At 60.0% G+C, this 18,115-nt stretch carries 21 protein-coding genes; 13 read left to right on the top strand and 8 right to left on the bottom strand.

Going from position 1 to position 18,115, the window contains the following annotated elements:
• Nucleotides 1–209: 209 nt before the first annotated feature.
• Complete coding sequence (locus tag Q7V03_RS16745; protein WP_304926734.1) at nt 210–710, bottom strand: PaaI family thioesterase; 501 nt, start codon at nt 708–710, stop codon at nt 210–212.
• A complete protein-coding gene (locus Q7V03_RS16740; protein WP_304926733.1) occupies nt 707–1,141 on the bottom strand; it encodes a PaaI family thioesterase in 435 nt (144 codons plus the stop codon). The genes Q7V03_RS16745 and Q7V03_RS16740 overlap by 4 nt, the downstream gene beginning before the upstream one ends.
• 97 nt (nt 1,142–1,238) lie before the next feature.
• On the opposite strand from Q7V03_RS16740, the gene Q7V03_RS16735 reads away from it, so the two are divergent.
• The 10 genes from Q7V03_RS16735 (at nt 1,239) to Q7V03_RS16690 (ending at nt 9,892) form a co-directional block, all read left to right on the top strand.
• Nucleotides 1,239–1,622: a MerR family DNA-binding transcriptional regulator gene (locus tag Q7V03_RS16735; protein WP_304926732.1), complete on the top strand. Its 384-nt coding sequence runs from the start codon at nt 1,239–1,241 to the stop codon at nt 1,620–1,622.
• Between the two features lie 113 nt (nt 1,623–1,735).
• Nucleotides 1,736–2,137 (top strand): MerR family DNA-binding transcriptional regulator, encoded by a 402-nt coding sequence (locus tag Q7V03_RS16730; RefSeq protein ID WP_304926731.1) that lies wholly within the window; start codon nt 1,736–1,738, stop codon nt 2,135–2,137.
• A 49-nt stretch (nt 2,138–2,186) separates the two neighbouring features.
• Nucleotides 2,187–3,959, top strand: coding sequence for an acyl-CoA dehydrogenase C-terminal domain-containing protein (locus tag Q7V03_RS16725; RefSeq protein WP_304926730.1), 1,773 nt, complete (start codon nt 2,187–2,189; stop codon nt 3,957–3,959).
• Nucleotides 3,960–3,988: 29 nt separating this feature from the next.
• Nucleotides 3,989–4,198, top strand: a complete 210-nt coding sequence (locus Q7V03_RS16720; RefSeq protein ID WP_304926729.1) for a hypothetical protein — start codon at nt 3,989–3,991, stop codon at nt 4,196–4,198.
• Between the two features lie 290 nt (nt 4,199–4,488).
• Nucleotides 4,489–5,124, top strand: coding sequence for a glutathione S-transferase family protein (locus Q7V03_RS16715; RefSeq protein ID WP_304926728.1), 636 nt, complete (start codon nt 4,489–4,491; stop codon nt 5,122–5,124).
• 9 nt (nt 5,125–5,133) lie between these two features.
• Nucleotides 5,134–6,345 (top strand): acetyl-CoA C-acetyltransferase, encoded by a 1,212-nt coding sequence (locus Q7V03_RS16710; protein WP_304926727.1) that lies wholly within the window; start codon nt 5,134–5,136, stop codon nt 6,343–6,345.
• A gap of 2 nt (nt 6,346–6,347) precedes the next feature.
• Complete coding sequence (locus Q7V03_RS16705) at nt 6,348–6,821, top strand: hypothetical protein (RefSeq protein WP_304926726.1); 474 nt, start codon at nt 6,348–6,350, stop codon at nt 6,819–6,821.
• On the top strand, nt 6,808–7,278 hold the full coding sequence (locus Q7V03_RS16700; protein ID WP_304926725.1) for a cupin domain-containing protein: 471 nt from the start codon (nt 6,808–6,810) through the stop codon (nt 7,276–7,278). The genes Q7V03_RS16705 and Q7V03_RS16700 overlap by 14 nt, the downstream gene beginning before the upstream one ends.
• Nucleotides 7,275–7,712 carry a hypothetical protein gene (locus Q7V03_RS16695; protein ID WP_304926724.1) on the top strand — a complete coding sequence of 146 codons (438 nt, stop codon included), beginning with the start codon at nt 7,275–7,277 and terminating at the stop codon, nt 7,710–7,712. The genes Q7V03_RS16700 and Q7V03_RS16695 overlap by 4 nt, the downstream gene beginning before the upstream one ends.
• Nucleotides 7,709–9,892, top strand: a complete 2,184-nt coding sequence (locus Q7V03_RS16690; RefSeq protein ID WP_304926723.1) for a 3-hydroxyacyl-CoA dehydrogenase NAD-binding domain-containing protein — start codon at nt 7,709–7,711, stop codon at nt 9,890–9,892. Before Q7V03_RS16695 ends, Q7V03_RS16690 begins: the two co-directional genes overlap by 4 nt.
• Here the strand turns inward: Q7V03_RS16690 and Q7V03_RS16685 are convergent.
• From Q7V03_RS16685 to Q7V03_RS16660, 6 genes are all read right to left on the bottom strand, one after another.
• Entirely contained in the window at nt 9,889–10,545 is a 657-nt protein-coding gene (locus Q7V03_RS16685; RefSeq protein WP_304926722.1) for a sulfotransferase family 2 domain-containing protein, read from the bottom strand. The genes Q7V03_RS16690 and Q7V03_RS16685 overlap by 4 nt on opposite strands.
• 161 nt (nt 10,546–10,706) lie before the next feature.
• A complete protein-coding gene (locus tag Q7V03_RS16680) occupies nt 10,707–11,651 on the bottom strand; it encodes a D-glycerate dehydrogenase (protein WP_304926721.1) in 945 nt (314 codons plus the stop codon).
• Entirely contained in the window at nt 11,651–12,016 is a 366-nt protein-coding gene (locus Q7V03_RS16675; RefSeq protein ID WP_304926720.1) for a tRNA-binding protein, read from the bottom strand. The genes Q7V03_RS16680 and Q7V03_RS16675 overlap by 1 nt, the downstream gene beginning before the upstream one ends.
• The gene (gene proC / locus Q7V03_RS16670) at nt 12,013–12,825 is read right to left on the bottom strand and encodes a pyrroline-5-carboxylate reductase (RefSeq protein WP_304926719.1); all 813 of its coding nucleotides are present in this window, start codon (nt 12,823–12,825) and stop codon (nt 12,013–12,015) included. Before proC ends, Q7V03_RS16675 begins: the two co-directional genes overlap by 4 nt.
• A 124-nt stretch (nt 12,826–12,949) precedes the next feature.
• The gene (locus Q7V03_RS16665) at nt 12,950–13,453 is read right to left on the bottom strand and encodes a YbjN domain-containing protein (protein WP_054009027.1); all 504 of its coding nucleotides are present in this window, start codon (nt 13,451–13,453) and stop codon (nt 12,950–12,952) included.
• Nucleotides 13,454–13,979: 526 nt separating this feature from the next.
• Entirely contained in the window at nt 13,980–14,906 is a 927-nt protein-coding gene (locus Q7V03_RS16660) for a helix-turn-helix domain-containing protein (protein ID WP_304926718.1), read from the bottom strand.
• Between the two features lie 147 nt (nt 14,907–15,053).
• Between Q7V03_RS16660 and Q7V03_RS16655 the strand changes: the two genes are divergently transcribed.
• From Q7V03_RS16655 to Q7V03_RS16645, 3 genes are all read left to right on the top strand, one after another.
• The gene (locus Q7V03_RS16655; protein WP_304926717.1) at nt 15,054–16,286 is read left to right on the top strand and encodes an ABC transporter substrate-binding protein; all 1,233 of its coding nucleotides are present in this window, start codon (nt 15,054–15,056) and stop codon (nt 16,284–16,286) included.
• 69 nt (nt 16,287–16,355) lie between these two features.
• The gene (locus tag Q7V03_RS16650; RefSeq protein WP_304926716.1) at nt 16,356–17,261 is read left to right on the top strand and encodes a carbohydrate ABC transporter permease; all 906 of its coding nucleotides are present in this window, start codon (nt 16,356–16,358) and stop codon (nt 17,259–17,261) included.
• Nucleotides 17,261–18,109 carry a carbohydrate ABC transporter permease gene (locus Q7V03_RS16645; protein ID WP_304926715.1) on the top strand — a complete coding sequence of 283 codons (849 nt, stop codon included), beginning with the start codon at nt 17,261–17,263 and terminating at the stop codon, nt 18,107–18,109. The genes Q7V03_RS16650 and Q7V03_RS16645 overlap by 1 nt, the downstream gene beginning before the upstream one ends.
• Nucleotides 18,110–18,115 lie beyond the last annotated feature (6 nt).

Raw genomic sequence — 18,115 nt, 5'->3', positions numbered from 1 at the left:
GCCAACACCGTCTTCGACAGCTACGATAAAATCCTCGACCAATGCGCCGCAGCCTGGAACTTCTTCGCGAACGAACCGGCAGCGATAACCTCGATCATGTCCAGAGACTGGGCAACGGTCAATATCTAGGGCCGTTGGTATCAGACCGTCCCCCGGCAGCGCCGCCGCGTGGTGGCTCGATGCCACCCACGGCGGCACCCCGGTTCAGGTCAACCGTCTTCCGGCATCAGGCAATGCACAGAGCCCAGCGCGAAGGGGCGCGCGTGGTTGTCTTGCCAGGCCTCGACCTGCACCGAGGCAAAGCGACGGCCCGAGCGGTTCACCGTGGCCCGCGCATAGCAATCACGCGGCAGGCCCGCGCGCAGGTAATCGACGGTAAAATCAATCGTCTTCGGCAAGGGTGGCAGCTGGCCCGCCGCAACGCGCGCGGGGTCGATGCGGCCCGCCTCCAGATCGTCCCACAGGCTGGTCCAGGCCAGACCGATCAGGGCGGTGACTTCCAAAAACGACGCCGTCACCCCCCCATGCAGCGCGGGCAGGCTGGGATTGCCGATCAGCATGTCGGAATAGGGCAGCCAAGCGGTCAGCTCATCGCCGCGGCGGTCAAAGCGGATGCCGAGGAATTGGATATAGGGCACCGCCTGCACCAGCGCCGCCAAAGCACTGTCGCGGCGGGATTTGATCACCTGTACGGGCTCGGGTCGCTTCATGTGGTTGGCCCCTTCGGTCGCTCTAGGGTGAAAGCGCCGGTGCCCATCGCCACCGGGCGGGCCGCGTCCTCGTCGCAGGCGGTCACGCGCACGAAGGCGACAGATCGCGTGACATGGTGACATTCCGCCCGCGCAGTGATCATCTGGCCGGGGGTGGCGGGGCGCATGTAGTCGATGCGCAGATCCAAGGTGGCGGTAGAGGTGGGTGCGGCAGGGTGGCTCATCACCGAGGCCCCCGAGGCGGTGTCCATCAGCGCCGAAATCGCGCCGCCATGCAGCACCCCCGTCGCCGGATCGCCAACCAGCCGCGCATCCCATGGCATGGTGATGGTGGCGCGGCCCGGCCCCAGTTCGGTCAACTCCATGCCCAGCGCGCGGGAAAACGGCAGGGCTTGGATGAATTGGCGCGCGAGGGTGAGGATATCGGTCATGGCGCCATAATCTCGCGCTGCGCGGCAAGTGCAAGGGGCTGCTCACAATTCTTGCGCACGGCACTGGCAGGGCCTAGTCTGTGGATGGGAGGCCCGCATGACTGAGACTCGCCTAAGCTTCAAAGAAATGTGCGCGAAGTTCGAGGTCACCCCCCGTACTTTGCGCTATTACGAATATATCGAGCTGCTCTCGCCGGAAAAGGATGGCCGCGCGCGGTTTTATGGTTCGCGCGAGGTGGCACGGCTGACGCTTATTCTGCGCGGGCGGCGGTTTGGCTTTAGCCTTGAGGAAATCCGGCAATGGCTGCTGATTTATCGGCAGCAGGGTACGCAGACTCAGTTGGAGCAATGGCTTGGCATGGCGGATCGGCAACTGGCCGATCTGACCCGGCAACAAGGCGAGTTGGAAACCAGCATCAGCGATCTGCGGGCCTTGCGTGACACCGCTGCGGCGGAAATCCGCAAATTGACCGAGATTTGACACCACGTCATGCCAAACTCTGACGTGACGTTACATTTACGTTAACGTCAAGCACTCTACTATGATGGGCGCAACATCCCCATCTACCCGGCAGTGATTGCCGAGGAAGTGCCATGAGCTTGAGTGAAACCGAAACCCTGTCGATCCGCGAGATGTGCGACGCCTATCAGGTGACCGCCCGCACCTTGCGGTTTTATGAGGCTAAAGAACTGCTGTCGCCGATCCGGGCGGGCAGCCGGCGGCTTTATACCAAACAGGATCGCGCAAGGTTGCAGCTGATCCTGCGCGGCAAGCGCTTTGGCTTCAGCTTGGAAGATATCCGGCAGCTGCTTGATATGTATAACAGAAACGGCAGCAATCAGGCGCAACTGGCCCGCACCTTTGATCTGGGCCAAGACCGTCTGACGCAGATGAAAGCGCAACGCGACGAGCTGAGCATCGCCATCGCCGAGTTGGAAACCGAATTACACAGCGCCGGGGCGGCTTTGGCCGCCTTCCACGCGGCGGCCGAATAAAGCCGCAGACCACGCCTAGCACAGACAGCCGAATTGAGGAGTAAGGCCGATGACCACCTACACAGCCCCCCTGAAAGACATGCAATTCCTGTTGCATGATGTGCTCGGGGTCTCTGGCCGCGATATTCCGGGTTATGGCGATCTTGATGCAGGTTTCACAGGGGCTGTGCTGGAGGAGGCGGGGAAGCTTGCCTCTGAGCTGCTAGAGCCGTTGAATGCCGTGGGTGATCGGGAAGGCTGCGTGTTGGAAAACGGTGTGGTGCGCACGCCCACGGGGTTCAAAGCGGCGTTTAATGCGATGAAGGCGGGTGGCTGGACGGCGCTCGATTGTGACCCCGAATATGGTGGTCAGGGTCTGCCCTATGTGATGGCGACGGCGGTGGGCGAGATGTTTGTCTCGGCCAATATGGCGTTCAACATGTATCAGGGGCTGACGCATGGTGCCTATTCGGCGATCCATGTGCATGGCACGGCTGAGCAAAAGGCGACCTATCTGCCGAAGATCGTGTCGTGTGACTGGACCGGCACGATGAACCTGACCGAGCCGCATTGCGGCACAGATCTGGGGCTGATGCGCACCCGTGCGGAACCGCAAGCGGATGGATCGTATAAGATCGCGGGCACGAAGATTTTCATCTCGGCAGGTGAGCATGATCTGGCCGAGAACATCATTCATCTGGTGCTGGCCAAGGCGCCGGGCGGCGGTGAGGGCACCAAGGGCATTTCGCTATTCATCGTGCCGAAGTTCTTGGTCAACGCCGACGGCTCTTTGGGCGCGCGCAACGGGGTTTCGGTCGGCAAGATCGAAGAAAAGATGGGGATTCACGGCAACGCCACTTGCGTGATGAACTATGATGGCGCGGTGGGCTACCTGTTGGGCGATCTGCACAAAGGTATGCGGGCGATGTTCACCATGATGAACGAGGCGCGGCTGGGCGTGGGCTTGCAAGGTTATGCGGTGGCGGAAGCCGCGTATCAGAACGCTTTGGGCTATGCCAAGGACCGTTTGCAGGGGCGCGATGTAACCGGGGCGCAGAACCCCAATGGCCCGGCAGACCCGCTGATCGTGCATCCTGACATTCGCCGCAGCCTGATGGATCAGAAAAGTTTTGTCGAAGGCGCGCGGGCGTTTACCTATTGGGCGGCCTCGATGATCGACCAATCGGTGCGCTCGGGGGATGCGGATGCCGAGGGGCTGGTGTCTTTGCTGATCCCGGTGCTGAAGGGCTTCCTGACCGACCGTGGCTTTGAGACGGCTGTGCAGGCGCAGCAGGTTTGGGGCGGGCATGGCTATATCGAGGATTCTGGCATGTCGCAGTTTGTCCGCGATGCGCGGATAGCGCAGATCTACGAGGGTGCCAATGGCGTACAGGCGTTGGATCTGGTGGGGCGGAAACTGGCGACCGATGGCGGCAAGCATGTGATGGCGTTTTTCGCTTTGGTGAAGGGATTTATCAAAGAGAATGAAGGCGACGCGCGGATGGTGCCTTATCTGGACCCGCTGAAAGCCGCGTCGAAAGATGTGCAGGCAGCGGCGATGTTCTTCATGAACACCGCGATGAAAAACCCGAATGCGGCGCTGGCGGGGTCTTATGACTTCATGACCATGATGGGGCATACCTGTCTGGGGCTGATGTGGGCAAAGATGGCGAAAGCGGCGCTTGCGGGCTTGGATGCCGGTGGCGATGCCGATTTCCTTAACGCGAAACTCGCGACCGGGCGCTATTATATGGCGCGGCAGCTGCCCGCAACTGCGCTGCATCTGGCGCGGATTGAGTCCGGGGCCGATCCGGTGATGGCGCTGGCGGCTGAGGCGTTCTAAGCTGGCGCGAAGGTAACCGGAGTTAGCCCATGCCGAAACGCTTCCGCCTCACCCGCCGCTTTCCGGTTGCGATGACCGAAGACGGTTACCGCCGCCTGAAAAGCTTCGCCAAAGAGGCGGGTCTGGATGAGGGCGAGGCGCTGTCGTTTCTGTTCGAGAACTACTCATCGGTGATCAACCACGACAATCTGACGCACCGGCTGCGGCTGTTCAATTCGGAACTGGAGGCGCGCAAATAACCAAATCCTGCGCTGAATTATAGCGAGAAGCCTCCGGCGGGAGTATTTAGGCCAAGATGAAATCGAACAGAACAGTTCCGCCCTGCGACCGCGTTACGGCTTGGCTATCCGACTTAAGCGGGCGCAGGGTTTCACCTTGGATGGCCATCGGCTCTCCAGCCTGTGCCACAAAGCGAGACTGACGAAGAATGGTTAAGGAATCGTTTTTCATCTTGGCGAAAATACTCTCCGGGGGTCCGGGGGTGGAAAACCCCCGGCTTTGACCCGGGAGCAACATAGGGCGTTAAGCGATGACCGCAAAACTCTACTGCTTTGGCGAATCCGGCAATGCCTACAAGGTGGCGCTGGCGCTGACTTTCGCCGATATCGAATGGGAGCCAGTGTTTGTTGATTTCTTCAACGGCGCCACCCGCACGCCTGAGTTCCGCGCGCTTAATGAGATGGGCGAAGTGCCGGTGTTGGTGGATGGGGAAACCACGCTGACACAATCGGGGGTGATGCTGGATTATATCAGCTCTAAATCCGGCAAACTGGGCGGAAAATCTGCGGCAGAGCGCCGCGAGGTGTTGCGCTGGTTGTTTTGGGACAATCACAAGCTGTCGACCCAGATCGGCACCGCGCGGTTTTTGGCGAACTTTGTGCCGGAAGAAAAGCGGCCTGCTGGCGTCATCCCGTTTCTACACAGCCGCCTGAAGACCGCTTACACCGTGCTGAACGGCCATCTTGAGGCGCGCAAATGGGTGGCGGGAGAGGCCATGACCATCGCCGATCTGTCGCTGTGTGGTTACCTGTATTACCCCGAGCCCTTCGGATTTAACCGCGCCGATTGGCCCCATATCGACGCCTGGCTGGACCGCATTGCGGCGGTGCCGGGCTGGAAACATCCCTATGATCTGATGCCCGGCAAACCGTCTGACCGGGTATAAGGAGGCAACATGACCGAAGCTTTTATCTATGACGCCGTGCGCAGCCCGCGCGGCAAGGGCCGCCCGGATGGGGCGTTGCACGAGCTGACCTCGGTGGCGCTTTCGGCGAAGATTTTGGACGCGATCCGCGAGCGCAATGGCCTGCTGGGCCATGCGGTGGAGGATGTGATCTGGGGCAACGTCACGCAAGTCGCCGAACAGGGCGGCTGTTTGGCACGCTCGGCGGTGCTCGCGTCGGGGTTGGATCAGTCGATCCCCGGTTTGGCGATCAATCGGTTTTGCGCCTCTGGGATGGAGGCGGTGAATTTGGCCACCAACCAAATCAAGGGTGGTGCTGGGGCGGCTTACATCGCGGGCGGGGTCGAGATGATGGGCCGGGTTGCGATGGGCTCGGATGGGGCGGCGATTGCGGTGGACCCGTCTTTGGCGATGAAGACCTATTTCGTCCCACAAGGGATTTCGGCCGATATTATCGCGACCGAATACGGTTTCACCCGCGAGATGGCCGATGCTTTGGCTGTGGAATCGCAGAATCGGGCAGCGATGGCTTGGGCAGAGAATCGGTTTGGCCGTTCGGTGATTGCGATCAAGGATCAGAATGGCTTGACCATTCTGGACCGCGACGAATACATGCGGCCCGGCACTGATATGGCAACCCTCGGCGCGTTGAAACCGGCGTTCAAGGATATGGGCGAGAGCATGCCCGGCTTTGATAAAATCGCGCTGATGAGATATCCGCATCTGGAGCGGATCAATCATATTCACCATGCGGGCAACTCCAGCGGTATCGTCGATGGCGCTGCGGCCTTGCTGATTGGCAATGCGGAATTTGGCCATGATTACGGGCTGAAACCGCGGGCGCGGATTCGGGCGACGGCAAAGATCGGCACGGACCCTACGATCATGCTGACCGGGCCGGTGCCGGTGACGGAAAAAATCCTGCGCGATGCCGGGATGGCGATTGGCGACATTGATCTATTCGAGGTCAACGAGGCCTTCGCTGCAGTGGTGCTGCGGTTCCAGCAGGCGTTTGATGTCGATCCGGCTTTGGTCAACGTCAACGGCGGCTCGATTGCTTTGGGGCATCCTTTGGGGGCCACGGGTGCGATGATCATCGGTACTTTGCTGGATGAGTTAGAGCGCAGCGGCAAAACAGTTGGGTTGGCCACGCTGTGCATCGCCTCGGGTATGGGGGCTGCGACCATTATTGAGCGGCTCTGATCATGCCGCGGCATGTCTTCGCAGCTTTGGGGGAAACGCTGACGCAATCCCTGCTCAGTGGCGATTTCGCAGGGTATGCCAGCGTGATGTCGTTGCCGCTGCGGATCACACCGCGCGGCGATCCTGCCTATGTGTTGCAGACCGAAGACGCGTTGCGGGCGGATTTTCAGCTGTACCACGACAACCTTAAAGGTCGGGGGGTGACGGATATCTTCCGTCATGTTGCAGAAATCACTGTGGTGGGTGCCACGCATCTGCGGGTGCGCTGCAATGTCCATATCATGGTGCATGCCCAGCGCATCGTCGATCCGTTTGAGACGTGGTTTCTGCTGGTTGAGCAGCCTGAAGGCTGGTTGATCTGCGAAATTGAAAGCGCGCGCGGACATATTCGCTTCAGCCTTGGGCTGTCGGAAATCAGGGGCGGGGCATTCACGCCGAAACTCGGGGAGGCGGGGGGAGAGGATGGCGAAACTTGATCTGAGCAAAGTGCCAGTGAAAACCGGCTCGATGTATCCTTCGCCCTATGCCGAGATGATGGCGGGGCGCAGCAGTTTGCGGCTGGGTGATGCCGGGGGTTTGACGCAGTTTGGCGTCAACCTGGTGATCTTGCAGCCGGGGGCGGTGTCTAGTTTGCGGCATTGGCATCTGGTCGAGGATGAGTTCGTGATGGTGACCGAAGGTGCATGTGTGCTGGTGCAGGATGCCGGTGAGACTGTGATGGTTGCGGGCGATTGCGTGGCGTTTCCAGCGAATGTGCCGGACGGGCATCAGTTCATCAACCGCTCGGGCGCTGTGGCGCGGTTTCTGGTAGTGGGCTCGAAATCCAAGCGCGAGGTCGCGACCTATTCCGATGTCGATCTGGTGCTGACAGTTGAGGGCGGGCAAGCCAGTTTCGCCTATAAGGACGGCAGCGCATGGGAGGGGCCGCGATGATCGTTGATCCAAGTCTTGCCCCCGAGGAGAACCGCGAAGGCGTCAGCACGTTGCGGCTTTCCGTGGCGGGTGGTCTTACGCAATTTGGCGCTTATGTTAAGACCTTGGCAGCGAAGGTGTGGTCTTCGGATCGGCCTTGGCACGCGGCTGAGGATAAGTTGGTGCTGGTGCTGTCTGGTGCGCCGGTGCGGGTTGAAAACGGCGAAACCCCGCGTCCCCTCGGCGAGATGCCGTGTTGGCCTGCGGGTTGGCCTATCGGACATCAGGTGCACAACCGCAGCACGGGCGATGTGGTCTATCTGACCATTGGCACCTGGCTGCCCCGCGATATCATTCACTATCCCGATCACGATCTGATCACCCATAAAGACGGTGCAGCCCGGCGCTATACTGACGCCGATGGCCGACCCCGCAGTGCAGGAGCGCGCAAATGACCGATTTCACCATGGCTGTTGATGCCGATGGCGTCGCCACGATCACTTGGGATGTGGCGGCCAAGTCGATGAACGTGATGTCAACGGCGGCTTTTGGGTTGCTGAGCGGGTTGGTGGATCAGGCTTTGGCGGATGCCAGCGTCAAGGGGATCATCATCACCAGCGCGAAGAAAGATTTTGCCGGGGGGATGGATCTGAACGTCATTGCCGAGATGCGGGCGGGTGGGGCGCAGGCGATTTTCGACGGCGTGATGACGATGCACAAGGTGCTGCGCAAGATCGAGCTGGCCGGGATGGACCCAAAGACCAAGAAGGGCGGTAAGCCGATTGTGGCGGCCCTGCCGGGGACGGCATTGGGGATCGGGTTGGAATTGCCGTTGTCGTGCCACCGCATCATCGCGGCGGATAACCCAAAAGCGAAGATCGGTCTGCCTGAGATTATGGTGGGGATTTTTCCCGGCGCCGGCGGCACGACCCGGCTGGTGCGCAAGCTGGGCGCGATGATGGCAGCCCCGTTCCTGCTGGAAGGCAAGTTGTCGGACCCGAAAGCCGCGAAGGCGGCGGGGTTGATTGATGAGGTGGTCGCCCCCGATCAGCTTTTGGCGCGGGCGAAGGAATGGATTTTGGCTGCGAAAGACGCCGATCTGGTCAAGCCGTGGGATGACAAGGGCTATAAGATGCCCGGCGGTGCGCCGTATCAGCCAGCTGGGTTTATGACCTTTGTGGGCGCAAGCGCGATGGTTTTGGGCAAGACGATGGGGGTGTATCCTGCGGCCAAAGCCTTGCTAAGCGCGGTCTATGAAGGCGCTTTGGTGCCGTTTGACGTGGCATTGCGGATTGAGGCGCGGCAGTTCACCTCGGTGCTGCTGAACCCGTCCTCATCAGCGATGATCCGCAGCCTGTTCATCAACAAGGAAGCGTTGGAGAAAGGCGCGAACAGGCCCTCGGTTGCCGATCAGTCAGTGAAAAAGCTCGGCGTGATTGGCGCGGGGATGATGGGGGCCGGGATCGCCTATGTCGCGGCCTTGGCGGGGATTGAAGTGGTGCTGATTGACGCCGCACAAGACAGCGCGGATCGCGGTAAAGCCCATTCGGCGGATTTGCTCGATAAGGGCATCCAGCGCCGCAAGGTGACGGTGGAGAAGAAGGCCGAAGTGCTGGGGCGGATTTTGGCGACCACGGATTATGCGGCGCTGAAGGGTTGCGATCTGGTGGTCGAGGCGGTGTTCGAAGACCCGAAGGTCAAGGCCGAGGTGACGGCACGCGTCGAAGCTGCCGTGGGCGCAGATTGCATCTATGCCTCCAACACCTCGACCTTGCCGATCTCAGCGCTGGCAAAGGCGAGCGGTCGACCCGATCAGTTCATCGGCATCCATTTCTTCTCGCCCGTCGACAAGATGAACCTGGTCGAAATCATCCGCGGCAAAGAAACCGGGGATCGTGCGGTGGCGAAGGCATTGGATTTCGTGCGCGCCATTCGTAAGACCCCCATCGTGGTGAACGACGCCCGGTTCTTCTACGCCAACCGCTGCATCATTCCCTACATCAACGAAGGCATCCGCATGGTGGCCGAAGGCGTGGAACCGGCGCTGATCGAGAATGCCGCCAAGCTGGTGGGGATGCCGCTGGGGCCGCTGCAACTGGTTGATGAAACCTCGATTGACCTTGGCGTGAAGATCGCCAAAGCCACGAAAGCCGCGATGGGCGAGGCTTATCCCGATGGCGCGGTGGATGCGGTGCTGTTCTGGATGGCGGATCAAGGCCGGATGGGCAAGAAGGCCAGTGCGGGGTTCTATGCGTATGATGCGGCGGGCAAACGCGAAGGCCTGTGGGACGGGCTGACGGCGCAATACCCGCGCAAGGCCGACCCGGACCTCGCCACCGTGCAGCACCGTTTGCTGATGGCGCAGGTGCTGGAGGCGGTGCGGGCGTTGGAGGAAGGCGTGTTGACCGACATCCGCGAAGGCGATGTCGGCGCGATCCTTGGCTGGGGCTTTGCGCCGTGGTCGGGCGGGCCGTTCTCGTGGCTGGATATCATCGGGGCTGCGCGCGCGGTGGAGATTTGCGAGAAGCTGGTGGCAGAGTTTGGCCCGCGGTTTGAAGCCCCTGCCCTGCTGCGCGAGATGGCGGCCAATGCGGAAAGCTTTTACGGGAGGTTTGGCGCACAAAACGCGGCCTAATCTGGGTCGAAGCGATAGCCAAAGCGGATGATATCCTCGGCGCTGATGTGCGAAATCAGATCAGCGTCGGCATCCGAATAAAACCCGCGCCAGTCGCGGGCGCGATCCGAGGCGTTGGCTTGCAGCAGGGGCGTCAGGCGGAAGCCTAAGTGCGCTTCAAAAGGTGCCAGATCGGTATCGAGATGCTCCAACCGCGCGTAAAGGCTGGCGCGCTCAAACCCCAAACGGTCGCGCATATAGGCGGTATAGGGCCAAAGGCTGAAGGCGGTGCGGGTTTGGGGGTGGTTCAGAAAGCCGCTGAAATCATGCGACTTTGCCAGACCCACGGCCGGGTGGGCGAAGTTTTGGCTGCGCAACCAGTGGTAATAGCTGACAGCGCGGTCCCACGGGTTGCGCACCAAGGTCAGGGTAAAGAAATCGGCAATCTCATCATCGGAAGCAAGACCTGCGATGTCGGACAGCGTCGAATGTTTCCACAGCCGCCCCGCCGATTTCGCCCCTTTCAGCCGGGCCTTGCGCGCGCGCGCCTTTGGCGTGTCGCCGATCAGAATATCATCCTTCATCGCGCGATCTTCCAAGGCAAGGCTCAGCGCTGTACCGCCTGTCTTGGGGATATGCACAAAGATAAAGCGTCGGCCGCGCGAGATGATCATGGCGTGACCCGCACGAAGGTGCCGTTCTCGGTGGCATCGAGCCCGCTCCCCCGGCTTTGGCGCTTGGATTTGCTCTTTTGAAAAATACTCCCGCCGGAGGCTTCTGATATTGGCCGCAGAGCCTCCGGCGGGGATATTTGATCGCAGAGGATGGCCATGGGTTACACCCGGTTGGGCAACGACTGCCCATCCAGATGTGCGATCAGATTGGCGACGGCCATCATGCCCATCGCAGTGCGGGTTTCCAGAACGGCCGTGCCAAGGTGGGGCAGCAGCGTGACATTTTCCAGACCCAGCAGGGCGGGGGTGATCTGCGGCTCGTTTTCGTAGACATCAAGACCTGCTCCTGCGATTTGGCCGGTTTGCAGGGCGGTGGCGAGGGCGGCCTCATCCACAACATCACCGCGCGCGATATTGATCAGGATACCATGCGGGGCCATTTGCGCCAAGGCTGCGGCATTGATCAAATGGCGGGTCGCCGGGCCACCGGGGACGGCGATCACCACGAAATCGGCCTGCAGCACTTGCGCCAGCGCGACCTGCTGCGCGGCGACGCCTGCATCTGTGGCAGAGCGGTTGTGGTAGATCACGCGCATGTTAAAGCCAAGGTGGCAGCGTTGTGCGATGGCACGACCGATGCGGCCCATGCCGATGATGCCGACGGTTTTGCCCGACACAGGCGCGCCCAGAAGTTGTGTTGGGTGCCAGCCTTGCCACTGGCCTGCGCGCAAAATGCGCTCGCCCTCGCCCGCTCGCCGCGCGGTCATCAGCAGCAGGGTCAGTGCCACATCGGCAGTAGCCTCGGTGACCGCGCCGGGGGTGTTGGTGACGGCAATGCCAAGCGCAGCGGCGGCTTTGCTGTCAATGTGGTTGAAGCCAACCCCGAAATTGGCGAGCAATTTTGCCCTTGGGGTGGCCACATCGGCGAAAACCTCGGCTTTGAACAGATCGCCCAGCGTCGGCAGCACCACGTCGTAATCAGTGAGGGCGGCGCGCAGTTCGGATGCCGCAAGCGGCAGGGTGCTGGCGCGGGCGGTGACATCAAAGCGCGCGCGGGCGGCTTGCATGACGGCATCGGGCAAAGGACGGGTGATCAGCAGTTTCATCAGAACAACTTTCCGCCCAAAGGCACGTCGTGGCCGGGGCCGATCAGCACGACCTCACCCATCGCATCGGGCAGGCCAAGCACCAACACTTCAGACATCACTTTGCCGATCTGTCGAGCTGGGAAATTGACCACCGCCAGCACTTGCCGCCCGATCAGGGCTTCCGGCGTATAATGTTCGGTGATCTGTGCCGAGGAGCGTTTCTCACCAATTTCGGGGCCAAAATCGAGCCAAAGTTTGTAGGCCGGCTTGCGGGCCTCGGGATAGGGTTCAGCGCGGGTGATGCGGCCAACGCGGATATCGACCTGCGCGAACTCGGCATAGGTGATCTGGGCTGCGACACTTTGTGGGGGGGCATCGGTCATTTACCAAGCTCCCTGCCCCGGTCGGCGGCGACTTTGACGGCGCGTTTCAGCAACGGCGGGAAGCCTGTGTCTGGGTCCATCAGCACCGCAAGGGCGGCCGCCGTGGTGCCGCCCGGAGAGGTCACGTTGATGCGCAACTGGCTGGCGGGCTCTGACGACTGATAGGCCAGTTCGCCTGCACCGCAAACGGTTGCGCGCGCCAGTTTCATCGCGATGTCGGGCGACAGGCCCTCAGCCTCACCCGCCGCAGCCATCGCTTCGATCAGATGGAACACATAGGCCGGGCCCGAGCCGGACACCCCGGTCACAGCGTCAATCTGATGCTCGCCGTCGAGTTCCACCACTTGGCCAACCGCCAGCATCAATTGATGCGCAAGGGCGAGGCCATCGGCCCCAGCGTGAGAATTGGCGCAGATGCCCGTGATGCCGCGCCCGACCATCGCCGGGGTGTTCGGCATGGTGCGCACGATCGGAGTACGCGCGCCCAAAGCCGCTTCGAACGTGGCAATCGAGGTGCCTGCGGCAATCGATATGAACAGCGTCGTCCCATTGCCCAAGGCTTGCAGGGCAGGCAAGGCCGCGCCCATCATCTGCGGTTTGACGGCGAGCAAGGCCACGGCTGGGGCTGGCGGCATGCCTTGGTTCAGATGCACGCCGGTGGCTTTCAGCCAGTCGGTCGGATGCGGCTCGATCACCCATACGCTCGTTGCAGGCACCCCCGCCGCCAACCATCCGGTCAGCAGCGCCGTCCCCATCTTGCCACATCCCAGCAAAACCAGCCCATCGCGGGCCACCACATCCAACAGCATCGAAAACTCCCCTTTTACAGAGAGGTTAGTGCGCTTTGTCAGGACATTGAATCTAAATTCAGGGCGATCTGCGAATAAGAGCCGATTTCCGAGTTAGGACGCGACTGCAGAAACGCTGTGCGCTTCAGGCCCGGCCGTAAGCCTCGGCAATCGCGACTTTCATCGCATCAGCGGGGGATTTGTCGGCCCAGGACACCAGCTGAAACGCCGGATAAAACCGTTCCGAGGCAGTGATCGCGCCGGAAATCAGCCGATCAATCTGCTCGGGCGCCACCATCTGTCCGCCCGCAAGGCAGAGGCCATAGCGGAACACCATCAGTTTTTGCTCGGCCCAATAGGTGAAAGCCCCGGTCCAAACCATGTCGTTGCAGCGGTTCAAAACGTCGTAGAGGGCCGCCATTTTATCAGTTGGCGGCTCCATCTCAAAGGTGCAGATCAGCCGCAAAGTTTCGTCCTGCGCCGACCACGCAAGGGTCAACGCATAGGTGCGCCACTGGCCCTCGACCGCCATCGCGATCTGATCATCGGTGACGCGGTCGAATTCCCAATCATGGTGGGCGGCGAGATTTTCCACGATGTCGATCGGATGAAGATCGTCGCTCAGCAGGTAATCTTCGGAAAATGACATGGGCCGGCCTCATTATAAAGCCCCAGTGACGATACCGTCCCCTATGGGCTGGGCGCCCGGCAACCAACAGCGTAACCCGGCATCGCCCTTACTAGATATAGTGTGGCTATGGGGGAAGCCTGTAAAGCAAATTGTGGAGAAATCTTCTGTGGACAAGTTGTTTGTGTGTGGCGTGACAGCAAAAGCTGCAGAGTTTGACAGCAGAGTCTGCAGCAACGCGATTTTGCGAAAGTGAGCGCAGTCTAGTCTCTGGATAATCCAGATCCCCTCGGTAAAACTGGATCAACTTACTTTGTCCGCCTGAAATGCAAAGGCACAATTTGATGCCTGACTAGGAAGTCGCACCCCGTGCCTGGGGAACTGAGTTTTGATCGGAACACAAGAGCACTCGTGCTTGACTTACCATGGCTCTGGGGGGCTCAGTCGCGTAATCTGCGCGTCCGCCAGCCAGAAAAGGATACTCATCGTTCAGTCTCGGGGCGGAGAGTGAAATCACGCCATACCTGCAAGATCAACGTGTCCTGACTTAGGAAGAAAGCACGGCTTTCGCACGCAGTCTTTGGCGGAACTTTTTTGGGCGTTCGCCAAACCTATCGGAAAAAGCTTCATAAAAGCGTGAAATTGAGCCAAATCCGGATTCGTAGACGATTTCGGTGATGGATTTATCCGTCGAGATCAACAGCGATTGCGCCGTGTCCAGTCGGTGGCGGGTGATGGCTTGGGTTATGCTTTGCCCGACAGAGCGCTTGAAAAGCGACATGGCGTAGTTGGGGTGCAGGCCACTGCTGGCCGCCACCGCTTCGGCCCGGACATCCCCGAGCGCATGTTCAGCCACGAACCGCAGCATGCGTTCCACATGCTCGATCCGCTCTGCCCCATGCGGGGCCAGGCTGGCAATGGCCGAGCCTTCCTCGCGCAGATCGCGCCAACCGTCGCGCTCGATGCGCAGCACCCGCGCGGTCAACTCATTTCGGATGATCTCGGTCAGGCTGGCATCGTCCGAAAGCAATTCTAAACGCCAGCGCATGAAAATATCGCGGTCCCAAGCGGTGAGATGCATCGCCTCGATCACCGCGCCGCGAAACACCGCATCGCGAAACTGGCTGAGTGACGCCAATCCCAAAAACACCGACATTGGCACATACAGGCAGACAAACCGCGTAGGCTCGGCGCGCGCGATCACCTGATGCGGCACCATGCCCCAGAACAGGCACAGCCGCCCGGCATCCACAGTCAGTTCCCGGCCGTCAAACCAATAGGTCATCTCGCCTTCCAGCACGAAATTCAGTTCAATCTGGCTGTGCATATGCGGGCCAGGCATGCGTTGAACTTCCAAAGATTCACCCGCACAAAACCGATGATCGCCAAACACCACAAGCGGATGGCGCGGGTCATATTCGGGATGCGCGGGCGTCGACTCGTCGCGCATATTGGCCAAAGTCTGGGTTTGCATTGCATCTGCACCTTAGAATCCCGGAAGTATTACACGGCATGTCGATAGAGTTTACTGCATTTGATGCCAAACTCAATCGCAACCAGATACTCTCTAGGAGGAGAGGTTTCTGGGACAAAACCGAATTTCGGTTTCAGGGAGGAAACCATGACACTGACAAAAGCCCTTACCGGGCTGGCGCTTAGCGCATTTCTGATGGGCACAGCCGCCTTCGCAGGCGAGATTGTGATCAACTCGGACCAATCAGACCCAACGCCGAAAAAGGCGATGGAAGAATTGATCGCTGATTTTCAGGTGAAGTATCCTGACATCACCGTGAAATGGAACAACTTCGATCACGAAGGTTACAAAGCCGCGATCCGCAACTTCTTGACAGCCGATCCGCCGGATGTGGCCGCCTGGTATGCAGGCAACCGGATGGAGCCCTTCGTCAAAGCCGGTCTGTTTGAGGATGTCAGCGACGTTTGGGCCGCCAACGGTCTGGATGATCAATTGAAATCGGCGGCCTCGTCGATGACCATTGACGGCAAAAAGTGGGGCGTTCCCTACACCTACTACCAGTGGGGCATCTACTACCGCAAAGACCTGTTTGAACAAAACGGCATCACGCCCCCGAAAAACTGGGCCGAACTGCTGGCTGCCAGCGAAAAGCTGAAGGCCGCAGGCATCGCGCCTTTCGCCATTGGCACCAAGGCTTTGTGGCCAACTGCGGGCTGGTTCGACTATCTGGATCTGCGGGTGAACGGCTATGAATTCCACATGGATTTGACGGCTGGCAAGATCCCCTACACCGATCCGCGCGTCAAAGCCGTGTTTGAGAAATGGGCCGAGCTGGTCAAGCCGGGCTATTTCATCGAAAATCACGCCGCGATTGATTGGCAGGATGCCATCCCGCAAATGGTGCAGGGCAAGGCTGCGATGTATCTGATGGGCAACTTTGCGGTGGCCACGATGAAAGACGGCGGGCTGACCGAAGACCAGATCGGCTTCATGCAGTTCCCGGAAATCACCGCAGGCATTCCGATGTCGGAAGATGCGCCGACCGACACGTTCCACATCCCGGCAGGGGCGAAGAACAAAGAAGACGCAAAGGTGTTCCTAGCCTATTTGGCCTCGCCCGAAGCACAAGCCAAGATGAACGCGACGCTGGGCCAGCTGCCGGTCAACAACCAATCGGCAAAACCCACCGACACCTTCCTTGAGGCAGGCTTCACCATGCTGTCGAATGCACATGCCTTGGCACAGTTCTATGACCGCGACGCGCCTGCGGAAATGGCCAAGGCCGGGATGGAGGGCTTCCAGGAATTTATGGTCAAGCCCGACGACATCGACCGCATTCTTGAGCGGCTCGAAAAAACCCGCGCCAAAGTCTACAAATAGGTCGGACTCCTCCCCCGACTGCGGGGTCGCCTTCGGGCGGCCCCGACCCGCTTTATTCACGAGGTCGATATGCCCCACGATCCCCAGCCTGCCAGGTTCTGGAAACGGAACCAGATGAAGATTGCGCCCTATGCTTTTCTGGCACCGGGTGCCGTGATGTTCCTGATTTACGTGTTGATCCCGATTGTGCAATCCATCTGGATCAGCTTTCAGGACTGGGACGGTCTGGGTCCGAAAACCTGGGTGGGTCTGGCCAACTATGTCGAGTTGATGGACGACGACACCTTCTACGTCGCGCTGAAAAACAACCTGTTGTGGCTTGGGCTATATCTGCTGGCGATCCCGATGGGACTGGCGGCTGCCTTGTTTTTAAACCAGAACGTCTGGGGCATCCGGCTTTACAAATCCTTGTTCTTCTTCCCATTTGTGATCAGCCAAGTCGTTGTCGGCCTGATGTTCACCTGGTTCTACGCCCCCGATTTCGGCCTGTTTTCGCAACTGATCAAATGGCTGACCGGCAGCGAAGTGGCCATTCTGGCGGACGAGCGCTACGTCACCTATGGCATCATCGCGGCAGGGCTTTGGCCGCAGACCGCTTATTGCATGATCCTGTATCTGACAGGCCTGAACAATCTGAACTTTGAGCAGATCGAAGCCGCCCGGATGGACAATGCCCGTGGCTGGCGCTTGCTGCGGCATGTGATCTTGCCACAACTGGCGCCCGCGACCTTCATCGCCATGGTCGTCACGGTGATCGGTGCCTTGCGCAGCTTTGATCTGGTGTCAATCATGACAGCAGGCGGCCCCTATGGCTCCAGTCAGGTGCTGTCTTACTTCATGTATGAACAAGCTTTGTCCGAATACGGCTATCGCATGGGGTATGGGGCCGCCATCGCGGTGGTGCTGTTCCTGATCATGATGGTGTTTATCACGCTGTTCATCATGCGGATGATCGCACAGGAAAGGAACCGCTGATGTTTCCGACCCCGATCCAAAAAGCCTCGGCCCCCGCCCGGCTTGCTTATCAGATCGCGTTGCCCATCGCTTTGGTGATCTGGCTGTTCCCGCTGATCGGCGTGGCGGTGACATCGCTGCGGCCTGCCTCTGATCTGGCGGCAGGCAACTACTTTGGCATGCCCTCGTCGATCGCCTATGAAAACTACGCGTCGGTGTTTCGCGACAGCCCGATCGGCTGGTATATCCTGAACTCGTTCAAGGTCACGATCCCGACGGTGATCGGCGCGGTGGGTCTGTCGTGCCTGACCGGATTTGCGCTGGCGGTGTACGGCTTTCGCGCCAATCTGTGGGTGTTCTTTGCCTTTGTGGCCGGCAACTTCATCCCGTTCCAGATCCTGATGGTGCCGGTGCGTGAGTTGACCCTTAAGGCCGGATTGTATGACACGACCCTAGGGCTGGTGCTGTTTCATGTGGCGTTCCAGACCGGGTTTTGCACCCTGTTCATGCGCAACTTCATCAAGGGCCTGCCGTTTGCGCTGATCGAAAGCGCGCGGGTTGAAGGCGTCAGCGAATGGCAGATTTTCCGCCACATCGTGCTGCCCTTGATGCGCCCTGCCATCGCGGCGCTGTCGGTGCTGGTGTTTACCTTCGTGTGGAACGACTACTTCTGGGCCACGGTTCTGGTGCAGGGCCAGCACGCGATGCCCGTCACGGCAGGGCTTTATGCGCTGAACGGGCAATGGGTGGCGGCGTGGCATCTGGTATCCGCTGGGTCGATCATCGCAGCGCTGCCGCCCGTCCTGATGTTTTTCCTGATGCAGCGGCATTTCATTGCCGGACTGACCCTTGGCGCGACCAAGGGCTGATGAAAA

The sequence above is a fragment of the Cypionkella sp. genome (assembly GCF_030652235.1).
GTDB lineage: Bacteria > Pseudomonadota > Alphaproteobacteria > Rhodobacterales > Rhodobacteraceae > Cypionkella.
Note: the sequence above shows the minus strand (reverse complement) of the source record. Positions and strands in the feature narration are given on the sequence as shown.

Bases quoted from the DNA above. Each gene is read 5' to 3' on its own strand.
- Q7V03_RS16745 (WP_304926734.1), bottom strand. From the start codon at position 710: ATGAAGCGACCCGAGCCCGTACAGGTGATCAAATCCCGCCGCGACAGT.
- Q7V03_RS16740 (WP_304926733.1), bottom strand. From the start codon at position 1,141: ATGACCGATATCCTCACCCTCGCGCGCCAATTCATCCAAGCCCTGCCG.
- Q7V03_RS16735 (WP_304926732.1), top strand. From the start codon at position 1,239: ATGACTGAGACTCGCCTAAGCTTCAAAGAAATGTGCGCGAAGTTCGAG.
- Q7V03_RS16730 (WP_304926731.1), top strand. From the start codon at position 1,736: ATGAGCTTGAGTGAAACCGAAACCCTGTCGATCCGCGAGATGTGCGAC.
- Q7V03_RS16725 (WP_304926730.1), top strand. From the start codon at position 2,187: ATGACCACCTACACAGCCCCCCTGAAAGACATGCAATTCCTGTTGCAT.
- Q7V03_RS16720 (WP_304926729.1), top strand. From the start codon at position 3,989: ATGCCGAAACGCTTCCGCCTCACCCGCCGCTTTCCGGTTGCGATGACC.
- Q7V03_RS16715 (WP_304926728.1), top strand. From the start codon at position 4,489: ATGACCGCAAAACTCTACTGCTTTGGCGAATCCGGCAATGCCTACAAG.
- Q7V03_RS16710 (WP_304926727.1), top strand. From the start codon at position 5,134: ATGACCGAAGCTTTTATCTATGACGCCGTGCGCAGCCCGCGCGGCAAG.
- Q7V03_RS16705 (WP_304926726.1), top strand. From the start codon at position 6,348: ATGCCGCGGCATGTCTTCGCAGCTTTGGGGGAAACGCTGACGCAATCC.
- Q7V03_RS16700 (WP_304926725.1), top strand. From the start codon at position 6,808: ATGGCGAAACTTGATCTGAGCAAAGTGCCAGTGAAAACCGGCTCGATG.
- Q7V03_RS16695 (WP_304926724.1), top strand. From the start codon at position 7,275: ATGATCGTTGATCCAAGTCTTGCCCCCGAGGAGAACCGCGAAGGCGTC.
- Q7V03_RS16690 (WP_304926723.1), top strand. From the start codon at position 7,709: ATGACCGATTTCACCATGGCTGTTGATGCCGATGGCGTCGCCACGATC.
- Q7V03_RS16685 (WP_304926722.1), bottom strand. From the start codon at position 10,545: ATGATCATCTCGCGCGGCCGACGCTTTATCTTTGTGCATATCCCCAAG.
- Q7V03_RS16680 (WP_304926721.1), bottom strand. From the start codon at position 11,651: ATGAAACTGCTGATCACCCGTCCTTTGCCCGATGCCGTCATGCAAGCC.
- Q7V03_RS16675 (WP_304926720.1), bottom strand. From the start codon at position 12,016: ATGACCGATGCCCCCCCACAAAGTGTCGCAGCCCAGATCACCTATGCC.
- proC (WP_304926719.1), bottom strand. From the start codon at position 12,825: ATGCTGTTGGATGTGGTGGCCCGCGATGGGCTGGTTTTGCTGGGATGT.
- Q7V03_RS16665 (WP_054009027.1), bottom strand. From the start codon at position 13,453: ATGTCATTTTCCGAAGATTACCTGCTGAGCGACGATCTTCATCCGATC.
- Q7V03_RS16660 (WP_304926718.1), bottom strand. From the start codon at position 14,906: ATGCAAACCCAGACTTTGGCCAATATGCGCGACGAGTCGACGCCCGCG.
- Q7V03_RS16655 (WP_304926717.1), top strand. From the start codon at position 15,054: ATGACACTGACAAAAGCCCTTACCGGGCTGGCGCTTAGCGCATTTCTG.
- Q7V03_RS16650 (WP_304926716.1), top strand. From the start codon at position 16,356: ATGCCCCACGATCCCCAGCCTGCCAGGTTCTGGAAACGGAACCAGATG.
- Q7V03_RS16645 (WP_304926715.1), top strand. From the start codon at position 17,261: ATGTTTCCGACCCCGATCCAAAAAGCCTCGGCCCCCGCCCGGCTTGCT.